The organism is Collinsella sp. CLA-ER-H4 (assembly GCF_040092395.1).
GTDB lineage: Bacteria > Actinomycetota > Coriobacteriia > Coriobacteriales > Coriobacteriaceae > Collinsella.
The window spans coordinates 146913-161949 of record NZ_JBBNLQ010000002.1; the positions used below are offsets into that span (position 1 = coordinate 146913).

9 protein-coding genes are annotated in these 15037 nt (G+C 62.0%); 1 reads left to right on the top strand and 8 read right to left on the bottom strand.

Translation table 11 applies throughout. The features are described 5' to 3' along the window. Positions 1-99 precede the first annotated feature (99 nt). The 6 genes from AAAX34_RS02725 to AAAX34_RS02750 all read right to left on the bottom strand — a co-directional run bounded on the left by AAAX34_RS02725 (position 100) and on the right by AAAX34_RS02750 (position 12226). Positions 100-4575, bottom strand: a complete 4476-nt coding sequence (locus AAAX34_RS02725; protein WP_022094180.1) for a DNA-directed RNA polymerase subunit beta' — start codon at positions 4573-4575, stop codon at positions 100-102. A gap of 6 nt (positions 4576-4581) precedes the next feature. Continuing rightward, positions 4582-8073, bottom strand: coding sequence for a DNA-directed RNA polymerase subunit beta (locus tag AAAX34_RS02730; protein WP_199408647.1), 3492 nt, complete (start codon positions 8071-8073; stop codon positions 4582-4584). A 287-nt stretch (positions 8074-8360) separates the two neighbouring features. Further along, positions 8361-9269, bottom strand: a complete 909-nt coding sequence (locus AAAX34_RS02735; RefSeq protein ID WP_099432078.1) for a UTP--glucose-1-phosphate uridylyltransferase — start codon at positions 9267-9269, stop codon at positions 8361-8363. A gap of 314 nt (positions 9270-9583) precedes the next feature. Further along, positions 9584-9961 carry a 50S ribosomal protein L7/L12 gene (gene rplL, locus AAAX34_RS02740; protein WP_006235005.1) on the bottom strand — a complete coding sequence of 126 codons (378 nt, stop codon included), beginning with the start codon at positions 9959-9961 and terminating at the stop codon, positions 9584-9586. Positions 9962-10063: 102 nt separating this feature from the next. Then, complete coding sequence (gene rplJ, locus AAAX34_RS02745; RefSeq protein ID WP_099432079.1) at positions 10064-10585, bottom strand: 50S ribosomal protein L10; 522 nt, start codon at positions 10583-10585, stop codon at positions 10064-10066. A 504-nt stretch (positions 10586-11089) separates the two neighbouring features. Next, on the bottom strand, positions 11090-12226 hold the full coding sequence (locus tag AAAX34_RS02750; protein WP_349109894.1) for an aminotransferase class I/II-fold pyridoxal phosphate-dependent enzyme: 1137 nt from the start codon (positions 12224-12226) through the stop codon (positions 11090-11092). Between the two features lie 93 nt (positions 12227-12319). Here AAAX34_RS02750 and AAAX34_RS02755 point away from each other — a divergent pair, with 93 nt between their 5' ends. Further along, the gene (locus AAAX34_RS02755) at positions 12320-12976 is read left to right on the top strand and encodes a hypothetical protein (RefSeq protein WP_349109895.1); all 657 of its coding nucleotides are present in this window, start codon (positions 12320-12322) and stop codon (positions 12974-12976) included. Here AAAX34_RS02755 and AAAX34_RS02760 read toward each other — a convergent pair. Together AAAX34_RS02760 and AAAX34_RS02765 are read right to left on the bottom strand one after the other, a co-directional pair. After that, positions 12973-13542, bottom strand: coding sequence for a DNA-deoxyinosine glycosylase (locus AAAX34_RS02760; RefSeq protein ID WP_349109896.1), 570 nt, complete (start codon positions 13540-13542; stop codon positions 12973-12975). The two genes, AAAX34_RS02755 and AAAX34_RS02760, sit on opposite strands and share 4 nt — an antisense overlap. Before the next feature lie 3 nt (positions 13543-13545). Next, a complete protein-coding gene (locus AAAX34_RS02765; protein ID WP_195520851.1) occupies positions 13546-14922 on the bottom strand; it encodes an alpha-amylase family glycosyl hydrolase in 1377 nt (458 codons plus the stop codon). Between the last annotated feature and the right edge of the window lie 115 nt (positions 14923-15037).

Below are 15037 nucleotides of genomic sequence, written 5' to 3' on the forward strand. Positions count from 1 at the left end.
GGGAATCCGACGTGCTCGTCGGGGCAACGTTCCTCAAAAAAAGACCCGCTTCCCTGTTGGGAAGCGTGTCTTTGGAAGGGCGGTTAACGTACTAGGAAATTACTCCTCGTCGTTGTCCTTGGCCTCTTCGGCGTCGTCGGTGTCCACGAGCTGGTTGAGCAGCTCGTCGAGGGACGCCATGTCCTCGTTAATGGCACCGTTGGCGGGAGCCTTCTTGTCGTCGATCGGGGCGCCCAGGAGCTCCTCGTCGGCGTCGGCGTGATGCGTCGGAGCGGAGGTACCCAGCAGGATATCGTCCGGACCGTCGGGGCTAAAGACCATCTGCAGCAGCTGCGAGAGGTCTTCCTCGTCGGCAACGTCGTCGTTGTTCTCGAGGATGTAGAGCAAATCGTGGGCCTCGAGGCCGTCACGGAGCTCCTCGATCGCCTTGGCACCGATGCCATCGATGCGCAGCAGATCCTCCTCGGACTTGCCGACCAGGTCGCCGACCGTCTCGATGCCAACCTCGCTGAACTTGTTGGTCCAGCGCTGCGACACGCCCAGGTCGTCGAACAGGTACAGACGAGCCTTCTCGGCGGAGATGGTGTGGCCGTTGCGGGTGAACGAACCGTCAGCACCACCGAACTCGTCGTAGCCGGCCCAGTCGAGCTGCTGCGGGAGCTGCTCGTCCAGGTCCTTGAGCTCCACAGGAGCCCACTCGGGCAGCGACTTGGCGTTGGGCGAAGCCGGGCCGTCGATGTCCACGTAGCCGTCGGCCGTGCGATACGTCAGCTTGGCGTTGGCGTACGGCTTGAGGCCGGTACCAGCCGGGATCTTCTTACCGACGATGACGTTGGACTTAAGGTCGAGCAGGTGGTCGACCTTGCCCTCGATGGCAGCCTCGGTAAGGACGCCGGCGGTACGGATGAACGAAGCGCTCGACAGCCAGGAGTCGATGTTGGACGCGACCTTGAGCGTACCCAGGATGACGGGCTCGGCCACAGGAGCCTGACCGCCCAGACGGGCAACGCGCTCGACCTCGTCGGCGAACTCGTAGCGGTCGACGTACTGACCAAGCAGGTACTTGGAGTCACCGGGGTTGGTGATCTGAACGCGACGCAGCATCTGACGTGCGAGCACCTCGATGTGCTTGTCGTTCAGGTCGACGCCCTGACTGGTGTAGACGTCCTTGACGCTCTCGACGAAGGTGTGCATCGTCGACTCGATGTCGGTCAGCTTGCGCAGGTTGCGGAAGTTGACGAAGCCCTTGGTGATCTGATCGCCGGCGCGAACCTCGCAGCCGTCCTCGATCTCGGGCATAAAGCGCACCGAAGCGGGGACGCGACGCTCGTCGAGGACACGGGTGTGATCCTCGGAGTCGGTGAGCGTCAGCACGTACTCGGACTTCTCGGGCTTAATCGAGAGGTGGCCGGAGTACGGAGCCAGCTCGGCCTCGCGACCCAGAATCTTCTCGTTGACGTTGCCGACGATATCGAACATACGGCTGACCGTAGGCAGACCCTGCGTAATATCGTCGACGCCAGCGACGCCGCCGGAGTGAATGGTACGCATCGTAAGCTGCGTACCGGGCTCGCCGATGGACTGGGCGGCAATAATGCCGACCGCGGTACCGATGGCGACCGGACGACGGGTGGAAAGATCCCAGCCGTAGCACTTCTGGCACACGCCGTACTTGGAGCGGCAGGTGAGCAGCGCGCGGAGCTTGACCTTCTTGAGACCGGCATCGACCATCTTCTGGATGTCGGCGACCTTCTCGATGTAGCCGTCCTGCTCAAAGAGCACGGTGCCATCGGGAGCCACGACGTCCTCGATGAAGCAACGGCCGACGAGGTCGGTGTTGAGGTCGGTGGTGCCGGGAATGATGAGGTTGTAGGTAACGCCCTCGTGCGTACCGCAGTCCTCCTCGCGGACGATGACGTCCTGGGCCACGTCGACCAGACGGCGGGTCAGGTAACCAGAGTCCGAGGTGTGGGATGCGGTATCGACCAGGCCCTTACGGGCGCCGTAGGTCGAAATGAAGTACTCGAGCGGCAGCAGGCCCTCGCGGAAGTTCGCCTTAATGGGAAGGTCGATCGTCTCGCCGGACATGTCTGCCATCAGGCCACGCATGCCGCCGAGCTGACGCAGCTGGGTCTTAGAACCACGGGCGCCGGAGTCGGCCATCATGTACAGCGGGTTCTCCTCGTCGAACATGTCGAGCATGAGCGCTGCAACCTTATCGGTACAAGCGGTCCACTCGTTAACGACTTCGATGTGGCGCTCCGTCTCGTTGATGAAGCCCTCCTCGAAGTACTCGTTGATCTGGTCGACGTTGGCCTGGGCGCGATCGAGCAGCTCCTGCTTCTCGGCAGGGATGAGAGCGTCCCACACCGAGATGGTGAGGCCGGCGCGGGTAGCGTAGTGGAAGCCGGAGTACTTGATGGCGTCGAGGATCGGGCCGACCTTGGCCTCGGGGTAACGATCGCAGCAGTCCGCAACCAGCTTGGCCACGTCGCCCTTGACCATCTTGTAGTTCATGAACTCATAGTCTTCGGGCAGGCACTGGCGGTTGAAGATGATGCGACCGATGGAGGTCTCGAAGCGCGCGGTCTTGTTGCCGGTGACGTCGTAGTCGACAAACTCGTTCTTGCCGTTCTTGACGCGGAAGATACGGGTGCCGTCCTCGTTGATGACATTGGCGTCGGCAGCGGACACGCGGACCTGGATCTTGGCCTGCATGTCGACCTCGGAGCGGCAGTCATAGGCGTGCAGCGCGTCGTCGAAGCTGGCAAACACGTGGTTCTCGCCCGGCAGACCGTCGCGGACCTGGGTCAGGTAGTACACACCGATGATCATGTCCTGCGAGGGGATGTTGACCGGCTTGCCGGATGCCGGCGAGCGCAGGTTGTTCGCAGAAAGCATGAGCACGCGGGCCTCGGCCTGAGCCTGGCTGGACAGTGGCACGTGGACAGACATCTGGTCGCCGTCGAAGTCGGCGTTGAAGGGCGAGCAGACCAGCGGGTGCAGGTGGATAGCCTTGCCCTCGACCAGCACCGGCTCAAAGGCCTGGATGGACAGACGGTGCAGGGTCGGTGCACGGTTGAGCAGCACGACGCGGCCGTCGATGACCTCTTCGAGGATGTCCCACACAAAGGTGGCACCTCGGTCGATAGCGCGCTTGGCGCCCTTGATGTTCTCGACCTTGCCAAGCTCGACCAGGCGCTTCATGACGAAGGGCTTGAAGAGCTCCAGCGCCATGGTCTTGGGCAGACCGCACTGGTGCAGCAGCAGCTTGGGGTCGGTAACGATAACCGAACGGCCGGAGTAGTCGACACGCTTACCCAGCAGGTTCTGACGGAAACGGCCCTGCTTGCCCTTGAGGGCCTCGGCGAGCGACTTGAGCGGGCGACCGCCACGGCCAGAGACCGGGCGACCACGACGGCCGTTGTCGAACAGGGCGTCCACGGACTCCTGGAGCATGCGCTTCTCGTTGTTCACGATGATCGCAGGGGCGTCCAGGTCGAGCAGGCGCTTGAGTCGGTTGTTACGGTTGATCACGCGACGATACAGGTCGTTGAGGTCGGACGCGGCGAAGCGGCCGCCGTCGAGCTGGACCATCGGGCGCAAATCGGGCGGAATGACCGGGATGACGTCCAGGATCATGTTCGCGGGGCTGTTGCCGCCCTTCAGGAAGGCGTCAACGACCTCGAGGCGCTTGACGGCCTTCTCGCGCTTCTGCTTCTGGGAATCCTCGTCGGCGATGATGGCCTTGAGCTTCTCGGCCTCGGAGGGGAGGTCGATGGCAGCGAGCAGGTCGCGGACGGCCTCGGCACCCATACCACCCTTGAAGTACATGGAATAGTAACGGGTCATCTCGCGGAACAGCGGCTCATCAGAGATGAGGTCGCGCTCGGTGAGCTTCATGAAGGCGTTGAAGGCGTCCGTGCGGAGCTGCTTCTCGTCCTTGCACTCTTCCTCGATGTCGACGATGCCGGAGGCGATCTCCTCGGGGGTCAGCGGCTCCTCGTCGGAGAACTCGTCAAAGTTCTCGGGGTCGCCCTGCTCCTTGAGGGACTCGATCTGGCGGGCGCACTCGGCATCGATCTCTTCCAGATCGGCGGCGAGCTCCTCGCGCAGGTCGTCGGCATCGGCCTCGCGAGCCTCGTAGTCGACCTCGGTGATGATGTAGCTGGCAAAGTACAGAACCTTCTCGAGGTCCTTGGACTTGATGTCGAGCATACGGCTCATCGGGAAGCTCGTGGGGCTCTTGAAGTACCAGATGTGGGACACGGGAGCGGCGAGCTCGATGTGGCCCATGCGGTCGCGACGCACCTTGGCCGAGGTGACCTCGACGCCGCAGCGCTCGCAGACGATGCCCTTAAAGCGGATGCCCTTGTACTTGCCGCAGGAGCACTCCCAGTCCTTGGCGGGACCGAAGATCTTCTCGCAGAACAGGCCGTCCTTCTCGGGCTTGAGGGTGCGGTAATTGATGGTCTCCGGCTTCTTGACCTCACCGTGCGACCAGGAACGGATCTGGTCGGCGGAGGCAAGGGAGATCTTTACCGAGTCAAAATCAGTAGCTTCGAAATCTGCCACAGTCAACTACTCCTTATCAGTGGTCGTGGCGGCGACAGCCTCGGGTGCCTCGGCGGTCTCGGCATCCTGGGCCTCGACGTCGGCGTCAACGCCGGCGAGCGCAGCCAGGTCGTCGAGAGCAGAGGTCTCCTCGGCGGTCACAGGGGCGGAGGCGTCCTCGTCGGCATCGTGCATGGGCTCGATGTCCAGTGCGAGGGAGCGAATCTCCTTGACGAGAACCTTGAAGGACTCGGGGATACCCGGGACGGGAACGTTCTCGCCCTTGACGATGGACTCGTAGGTCTTGACGCGGCCCACGGTATCGTCGGACTTGACGGTCAGGATCTCCTGCAGGACGTTGGAAGCACCGTATGCGTACAGTGCCCAAACTTCCATCTCGCCGAAGCGCTGGCCGCCGAACTGGGCCTTGCCGCCCAGAGGCTGCTGGGTAACCAAGCTGTAAGGGCCGGTCGAACGGGCGTGGATCTTGTCGTCGACCATGTGGCCGAGCTTGAGGATGTAGGACGTACCCACGGTAATGGGCTCGCGGAACTCCTCGCCGGTGCGGCCGTCGAACAGACGGGTCTTGCCGCGCTCATCAAGCTGGGTGACGAACTCGGGGCGCATGTGATCGCCAAAGGCAGCGGTGGCCTTGTTGAGCATGTTCTTGTTGGCACGACGAATGACCTCGGCGATCTCGTCCTCCTTGGCGCCGTCGAAGACAGGCGTGGCGGTGAAGAACGGACCGGGGACGTACTTGTCGGAGTCGGCCTGCTCGGTATCCCAACCGCAGGCAGCAGCCCAGCCAAGGTGGCACTCGAGCAGCTGGCCGACGTTCATACGCGAAGGAACGCCCAGCGGGTTGAGGATAACGTCGATCGGGGTACCGTCAGCCATGTAGGGCATGTCCTCGACCGGCAGAACGTTGCAGATAACACCCTTGTTGCCGTGGCGGCCGGCGATCTTATCGCCCTGCTGGATCTTACGACGCTGGGCGACGTAGACGCGCACCTGCTCGTTGACGCCGGGGGCCAGGTCGTCGCCGTTCTCGCGGCTAAAGCGGACGACGTCGATGACGCGGCCGTAAGCGCCGTGAGGCATCTTAAGGGAGGTGTCGCGGACGTCATGGGCCTTGGCACCGAAGATGGCGCGCAGCAGGCGCTCCTCGGCGGTCAGAGCGCTCTCGCCCTTAGGCGTGACCTTGCCGACCAGGATGTCGCCAGGGCCGACCTCGGCGCCGATGCGGATGATGCCGTCCTCGTCGAGGTTGGCAAGCATATCCTCGGAGAGGTTCGGGATCTCGCGGGTGATCTCCTCGGGACCGAGCTTGGTGTCGCGGGCATCGATCTCGTGACGGGTGATGTTAATGGTCGTCAGCAGGTCCTCGGCCACCAGGCGCTCGGACACGACGATACCGTCCTCGTAGTTGAAGCCTTCCCACGGCATGTATGCCACGGTGAGGTTCTGGCCCAGTGCGAGCTCGCCATGATCGGTCGAAGGACCGTCAGCCAGGGGCTCGCCCTGCTCAACGGTGTCACCGACGCGCACGAGCGGACGGTGGTTGATGCAGGTGGACTGGTTGGAGCGCTGGTACTTGGCAAGGTGATACTCGTCCATGCCGCCGGCATGCTTGACGATGATCTTGGCGGCGTCGGCAAAGATGACCTCGCCGGCGTTCTTGGCCAGGGTGACCTCGCCGGAGTCCAGAGCGGCGCGACGCTCCATGCCGGTACCGACATAGGGAGCGGCGGGGTGAACCAGCGGCACGGCCTGACGCTGCATGTTGGCGCCCATCAGCGTACGCTTAGCGTCGTCGTGCTCAAGGAACGGAATCAGCGTGGCTGCGACGGAGAGCATCTGACGCGGCGAGACGTCCATGTAGTCGACGTCCTCGACAGGCACGTCGGCGGGAGCGCCGAAGGAGCCGTCGAAGTCGCGGGTACGGGCGATCACGGTGTGCGGACGGACGATCTTGCCCTCGGCATCGGTCGTGATGAACTCGTTGGTCTTGGGATCGAGCGGCGTGTTGGCCGGCGCGATGACGTGCTTCTCTTCCTCGTCAGCGGTCATCCAGTCGATCTGGTCGGTGGCAACGCCGTTCTCGACGCGACGGAACGGAGCCTCGATGAAGCCGTACTCGTTGACGCGGGCGTAGAGAGCGAGCGAGCCGATCAGGCCGATGTTGGGGCCTTCGGGGGTCTCGATCGGGCACATGCGGCTGTAGTGCGAGTTGTGAACGTCGCGGACGGCCGTCGGCACGTTGGTGCGGCGGCTGGAGCCGGACTTGTGGCCGGCAAGACCGCCAGGGCCGAGTGCGGACAGACGGCGCTTGTGGGTCAGACCGGTCAGGGGGTTCGCCTGGTCCATGAACTGCGAGAGCTGCGAGGAACCGAAGAACTCCTTGATGGAGGCCACGATCGGACGGATGTTGATGAGCGACTGCGGGGTAATCTCGTCGATGTCCTGGGAGCTCATGCGCTCACGGACGACGCGCTCCATACGGCTCATGCCGATACGGAACTGGTTGGCGACGAGCTCGCCGACGGTGCGGATGCGGCGGTTGCCAAAGTGGTCGATGTCGTCGACCTTGAAGCCCTGCTCGCCGGCAGCGAGGGACAGCAGGTAGCGCAGCGTCGCGACGATATCCTCGTCGGTGAGCACCGTGACCTCTTCCTCGGTGGTGAGGTTGAGCTTCTTGTTGACCTTGTAACGACCGACGCGGGCCAGATCGTAGCGCTGCGGGTTAAAGAGCAGGCCCTCGAGCAGGCTGCGGGAAGCGTCCACGGTGGGAGGCTCGCCCGGGCGCAGGCGACGGTAGATCTCGATAAGGGCATCCTCGCGGGTGAGGGCGGTGTCGCGCTCCAGGGTGCGCTTGATCACATCGGAGTTGCCGAGCAGCTCGATGATGTCGTCGTTGGTGACGGCGATGCCAAGGGCGCGCAGGAACATCGTGGCGCTCTGCTTACGCTTACGGTCGATGGAGACCATGAGCTGATCGCGCTTGTCGACCTCAAACTCGAGCCAGGCACCGCGGGACGGGATGATCTGGGCCTTGTAGATCTGCTTGCCCGAATCCATCTCGGAGCTGTAGTACACACCCGGGGAACGGACGAGCTGCGAAACGACGATACGCTCGGTACCGTTGATGATGAAGGTGCCCTGATCGGTCATCATGGGGAAGTCGCCCATAAAGACGAGCTGCTCCTTGATCTCGCCGGTCTCCTTGTTGGTGAGACGGACGTCGGTCAGAAGCGGAGCCTGATAGGTCATGTCCTTCTCGCGGCACTCCTCGACGGTGTGCGCGGGGTCGCCGAACTGATGCTCGCCGAAGGTAACCTCGAGAACATGGTTCTGACTCTGGATGGGGCTGGATTCCTTGAACGCCTCACGAAGGCCCTCGTCCTTAAAACGCTCAAAGGATTCCCTTTGAACAGAGATAAGGTTGGGGAGCTCCATGGCCTCCGGGATTTTCCCGAAGCTGACGCGCTTGCGCTCAGTGGCAGTGTATGCGTAGGTCACCAGGTTTTTCCTCCTTCACGGAAATGCTCGGTGGGTTGGCGAGGCATAGCTTCGCCAGTTATCGCAACCTAATAGTTTATCAGGTACCGACCGTTGGGCAAGAAAAGCCTTGACGCGATTGAGTTTTTGGAGTAGCAAAGTTTTTCGGCAGAAAACACGCAGGTAGATGTATGTGTATCGAACATCTGTTCATATATTTTCTGTGAACAGAGAGCCAGCAATCGCAGCTCTTATAAAAAACGGGTGCAGACCGAAGTCCGCACCCGTAAATGTCGATGCCCGAAGGCTTATTTGCGCATCAAGCCGCCGCGCTCGTCGATGGCGTCCCAGAAGGCGCTGGCAAAGCGAGGATCGCTTGCGGCCATGAGGGCGTTGGTGGCCATCCAGCCAGACGGGGTGCCGGTGTCGTAGCCCGAGAGCGGGTCGATGACGACAGCGTACATGGCCTCGCGATCGAGCGAGCGGGCCATGGCGTCGGTGAGCTGGATCTCGCCGCCCTTGCCGGCCTGCTGATCGGCGAGCAGGTCCATGACCAGCGGGCTCAGCAGATAACGGCCGACAATGTACAGGTTGGACGGAGCCGCCTCGGGAGCGGGCTTCTCGACCAGACCGCCGATGCGCCAGACAGCGCCCGGCTCTGCATCGGCAACGTCCTCGGCGCCCTCGAGCGAACCGACGCGCTCGCCGGCGATAACGCCGTAGCGGCTGACTTCCTCGGGCGAGCAAGCAGCGACGGCGATAACCGAAGCTCCACCGTGCTCCTTGGAAACGGCGAGCATCTTGTCGCAGATGTCGCGATTAGGCACAACGTAGTCGCCCAGAAGAACCAGGAAATTCTCCCCTGCCACGGCGTCGGCAGCAGAGCGGATAGCATGGCCGAGGCCCTTGGGCTCGTACTGATAGCGGAAGTCGACCGGCATACCGCCAGCGTGGGCGACGGCATCGGCATAGGCGTCCTTACCGCGCTCGCGCAGCAGATTCTCGAGCGAGCGATCGGGCTGGAAGTAGCTCAGCAGCTCGGGCTTACCGGGAGAGGTAACGATGATGGCGTCATCGACCTCCTCGGGGTCGAGCGCCTCCTCGACGACATACTGAATGACCGGCTTGTCGAGCACCGGCAGCATCTCTTTGGGCGTGCACTTGGTGCCAGGCAGAAAACGCGTGCCAAGACCGGCGGCGGGGATGATTGCCTTCATGTTATTCAAGGATCCTTTCGCAGGCGCAGAATGCGCCCTGTGCGTGCGGCACGGCGGCCGCAGACCAAATTGCGATACCGAAGTATCTTACCGCCGGAGACATACGTCGCCGTAAGGCAAACGCAATTCTTCAGCAGGTCAACGCAAATTATTGCTCGAATGGTGCAATTTTACGCCCCAGCGGTAACGGGAATGGCACGGCGAAGACAACGATGCTCTGCGTGCCGAGCAATGGGAATGAGGAGCCAAAAACAAAAAAGACGGGGCTCGCATAGCGAGCCCCGTCTGTAAAGAAATCTGGCGAGAAAGCCTGATTACTTGAGGGTGACAGCAGCGCCAGCAGCCTCGAGCTTCTCCTTGGCAGCCTCGGCGTCCTCCTTCTTGGCACCCTCGAGAACAGCCTTGGGAGCGCCCTCGACGACCTCCTTGGCCTCCTTCAGGCCAAGGTTGGTGAGCTCACGGACGGCCTTGATGACCTGGATCTTGTTGTCGCCGAAGCCCTCGAGCACGACGTCAAACTCGGTCTTCTCCTCGGCCTCAGCAGCGCCAGCAGCGGGAGCGGCGACAACAGCGGCAGGAGCAGCGGCGGAAACGCCGAAGGTGTCCTCGATAGCCTTAACGAGCTCGGAAGCCTCGAGAAGGGTCATTTCCTTAAGAGCATCGATGATCTCATCGGTGGTAAGCTTAGCCATTTCTAAGTCCTTTCGGTTTCCGTGCGGATGCACGGAGATCAGTTAAAACACGGCGCGAATGCGCCAGGGGTGCGGCGTTGCCGCCGCGGGTGAAAACAGCGACTAGGCTGCCTTCTGCTCGGAGACCTGCTGGATCGAACGAGCGAGACCAGAGGAAACGCCGTTGACGCAGACAGCGATGTCGCGAGCGAAACCGGAGATGAGACCGGCAATCTGGCCGAGAAGCTGATCCTTGGTGGGCAGCTCGGCGATAGCCTTAACATCATCAGCGGAAACGGCCTTGCCGTCGGAGATACCGCCCTTGATCTCAAGGACGCCCTTGGACTGAGCAGAGAAGTCCTTAAGGGCCTTAGCGGCCTCGACCGGCTCGGACTCGTAGAACACATAAGCGACGGGGCCGGCGAGGATCTCGTCGAGCTCGGGCTGCTCCTGGTTCTTGAGAGCGATCTTGACCAGGTTGTTCTTGTAGACCTTCATCTCGGCGCCGCACTCGCGAAGCTGATGACGCAGCTCCTGAGCCTGCTTAACCGTCAGACCGTTGTAGTTGACGACGAACAGACCGGCGTTCTCGGCGATACGGGACTCGATCTCTGCAACCTTGTCGATTTTGTACTGCTGGGGCATGAATTACACCTCCTCGAATTCTTTCCGGGCACGGTCCGCCACAAGGACGTGACGGGGGCATGTCCAAAAAGAAAGCCCCCGCGCTGCATGAGCGACGGGGGCGAGAAGACATATCTACTCGACCACCTCGGCTGGCGGGAAGTCCCATTAAGCTCGCGGGTAAGACCCGTTTGCGCCGGCTGTCTCTGGCAGCGGATTCGTGCGTGAACCGAAAGTATTATGGCGGGGACCCCGGCGTCGGTCAACGGACACGAGGATTCGTACACAAACCCTGCATACGCTCCGGCCGGGAGGGGCAGGGCGAGTTTTCCGCTCGGTCAAGTCCTGGGCTCGCACGAAGGCCACATTAAGTGGCCTTCGGCTCGTGCGGAATCTACGGAAAACTCGCCCTGCCCCTCCCGGCCGGAGCTGCGGTAACTTTGTTGCGAATCCTCGTGTCCGTTGAGCGACGCGCCCCACGCATAACTCTTATGCCGGTGGGCTGATGTGTTGCGTCCCTGAGGACTACAGGGTCGAAACGAAGGTTGACAGGCGGTGGAGGCCTTCGTCCAGGTCTTTGTCGGAAGCGCAGTAGCTGAGGCGGATGTGGCCTTCGGTTCCGAAGCAGTCTCCCGGGACTAGGGCTACGTTTGCTTCTTTGATGGCTTTGATGCAGAAGTCTTCGCTGGTTAGGCCGAACTTTTTGATGCTCGGGAAAGTATAGAAGGCTCCTGCGGGCTCTACTACGTCGAGGCCCATGGCGTTTAAGGCTTCGAGTACGCGCTCGCGGCGGGCTCGGTAGACTTTGAGCATGGGGGTTGGGTCGACGGTGAGGGCTCGGGCTGCGGCGTCCATTTCGAAGGAGACGGCGCTCGATACTAAGTATTGGTGGGCCTTTGCGATCTCGGCGATGACGGGGGTTGCCGCTGCGAGCCAGCCCAGGCGCCAACCGGTCATAGCCCAGGGCTTGGAAAAGCTCTCGATGACCACCGTCTGCTCGCGTAGCTCCGGGTGGCGCTGGGCAAAACGCTCATAGCCATCCACATAGACTAGGCGGCTGTATACGTCGTCGCAGACCACGTAGATGCCCGACTGTTCTGCTACGCGCGCCACGGCGTCGAGCGATGCCGCGTCGAGGATGCAGCCCGTAGGATTGTTGGGCGTGCAGATGACGATGGCCTTGGTCGCCGGCGTCACGCAAGCACGAAGTGCGTCCTCGTCAATCTGGAATTGCGCAGGCTCCGTATCCAAAAAGACCGCTTTGGCGTGATTGGCCACGACGATGCTCTCGTACAGGCCAAAGGCCGGCGTGGGGATGATGACCTCGTCGCCGGGGTTGAGCATAGCCATGAATGTTGCCGACAGGGCTTCGGTCGCGCCGTCGGTTAGGATGACCTCGTCGGCCGAAAACGTAAGGCCCGCGTCCCCCATGTAGGCAGATAACGCCTCACGCAGGGCGGGGCGACCGTTGTTGGGCGGATAGTGCGTGTCACCGCGGTCCAGTGCGGCGGTCACCTCGGCACTAATCACATCGGGCGTGGGAAAATCGGGCTCGCCAAGCGCAAGCGCGATGCACCCCGGGTGCTGGGCGGCGAGCGCGTTAATCCGGCGGATACCGGAGGGCTTGAGCATGGCAAGCGAGGTATTCATGGGCAGACGCATGGCGTTCCTTTCATAAGGGTTGCACTAGGATAGCGCGGCGGGGCGCCGCCGGACGGTGTAACCTAAACGGAAACCAACCGGAAAGGAGGCAGCATGGAGCCGACCGCGCGCAGCGATGTACCAAAAACGCTGCAAACCATTGCGTATATCAGCATTCCCAATAGTGCCGATCTTGAGTTTTTGCTCTGGGACTTGCAGGATGCCATCGCCGCCTATGCTCAGCTTTCTGGCACCGCGCTCCCCCGCCCAGTCGACTTGAAGGCAAATGACGCCGGCAGCGTTGCCGATGGCATCGTGCTGGCCATTGAAGATGTGGCTGACGATGAGACGTTGACAGCTATCGAGCAGGCGCTTGAGCGCTTTGGCAGTACGGGAGCGCGTGTCTATGCCGTGATTCGAGCCGCACAACGGGGCGCTGAGCAGGCGCGTGGGACCGCCGTTCGCCTGCACAAGGCATGTGAGCGCCATGACCAATTGTGGTGTGGCGGCGTTGCCATCTGCGCCGGCAGCGGCATCGCAGCGCTTCGTCGCTCCCCGCGCATGGGCCTCTTGCGCCGACCGTTTTCGGAAGCGATGGACAAGCTCGTGGGCGCTGTGCGCATGGGGTGTTCCGTCGAACACGCGCAGAAGCTCGGTGGCGCCGCAACGGGTGGCGTCGACACCGACGGCATGGTGCGCGCCACGTCTGCGCTGCCCACACCGATCTGGCACGCCGTTATGAGGCATCTTGCCGAGCACTCAAACTGCTAAATCGAAAAAGCCTGCCAATCAACGGCTTCACTCCAGCGCTCGACAAGGCGTTCCAGACGCCACGCCGCATTGGCGGGACTTGTCGACGGCAGAACGATGGCCGGCAGCCCGGTGCGCTCTTGTAGATAGCGCTTGTAGAGCCGGCCAGCTGTACCACCGTTGCATATCACCTGCTCAATGGGAGCTGCGCCGGTAATGCGCTCGATATGTGCCGGCACAACGTTACGAATGCTCGCATCGCTCGAGCCCTTAATGTCGCAGCTCTCGATCACGTCCCACAGGGCCACGCCGCCGTTCAGCAGCATAGCCCGCTTGGCGGCAATCGAGGCGTCAAGCGTCACGGGCTCGCCGCTCGCCAAAGAGTCTCCCTCGTTGGGCGGCACGGGCACACTAAGACACGCAGCCATCACGCGCCAAAAGCGGTTCTGAGGATTGCCGTAATAAAAGGCATTGGCGCGCGAAAGCACCGAGGGAAACGACCCCAGCACCAAAACGCGCGAGTGCTCGTCAAACACGGGTTCAAACCCATGCTCAATATGTTGATAGCCCTCGTCCGGCGCTGTCATGATCTAGGCCCTCAACAGATAGCGCACCTCGTAGGGTGCAAGCTCGAGAGTACCCGTCAGCTCGACCGTGGGCGCATCGTCGGCAAGCAAATCGACAAAGGAGCTGTTGAGCTCGCCGGCGCCAAAGGTGTAAGGCTCGTCCACGGCGTTCACCGCCACGAGCACCGTCGCGTCGTCGCAGGCGCGCTCGAACAGCAGCTGCTTGTTCTGGATCACCACGTTGCGATAGGCACCGTAGTTGAGAGCACGGGCAGCCGCGTCGTCGGCCGAGCGAAGGTGTGCGAGTTGCGTGATGAACGCCGTCAGCTCATTGGGCGCAGGCTCATCGAGCGCAGGGCGCAGCGCCCAGTCGCCATCGGGGCCGCCCTTTTCGCCAGCAATTCCCCACTCGCTGCCATAGTAGACGCACGGGATGCCTGGCATGCCAAAGAGCATGCCGTAGGCGGAACGCAGACAGGACTTGTCGGTGAGGATGCTCGCCAGGCGCGGCACATCGTGGTTGTCGACAAACGACAGCAGATGTTTGCCACGGTAGATGCACCAGGGGTCGCCGCCAAACTGACGGTGCAGCGAATGGGCGATCTCGAACATGTTGACCGAGTTAAAGCTGGAGTACAGGCCCTTGTAGCACTCGTAGTTGGTGCAGGAGTCGAGCATCTCGTCGTTGACGATTTGGTTGTAGTCGCCGTGGAGCGTCTCGCCGATCAGCACAAAGTCGGGCTTGAGCTCACGGGTAAAGGCGTGCAGGCGGCGCATAAAGTCGCGGTCGAGCATATAGGCAACGTCCAGGCGCAGGCCGTCGACGCCAAAGACCTCGGCCCAGCGGCGCACGGACTCGAGCAGGTAATCGACCACAGCGGGATTTTGCAGGTTGAGCTTCACAAGCTCAAAATGGCCTTCCCAGCCTTCGTACCAAAAGCCGTCGCCATAGCAAGAATCGCCGTCAAAGCTAATGTGGAACCAGTCCTTGTAGGGCGAGTCCCACTTGCGCTCCTGCACATCGCGGAAGGCCCAAAAACCGCGGCCGACGTGGTTGAAGACGGCATCGAGCACCACGCGGATGCCATGGGCATGCAGTGTGTCGCATACGGCGGCAAAGTCGGCGTCCCCACCCAGGCGGCGGTCGATGTGGCGCAGGCTGCGTGTATCGTAGCCGTGGCTATCAGATTCGAGCAGCGGGTTGATCAGCACAGCGCCAACGCCGAGTTCCTGCAGGTAGTCGACCCATTGGGCAATCTTCATGATGGGCGCATCGGGGTTGGGCGCGGCATTGGCAGCCTGGGCGAGCTCATCCTCGGCAACGGGCGCGGCGTTTTCGCGCGGAGCTCCGCAAAAGCCCAGCGGATAGATCTGATAGAACGTCGTCTCGTATGCCCACATAGCAACCTCCCGGTAAGCTCAACACAACGACATCCATTGTATGCCTGCCGTGCATCCCCTCCCCCAAAATAAGTTGCGGTGGAATAGTTCCTGCTTGAGCCTTCAAAGGCCTTAA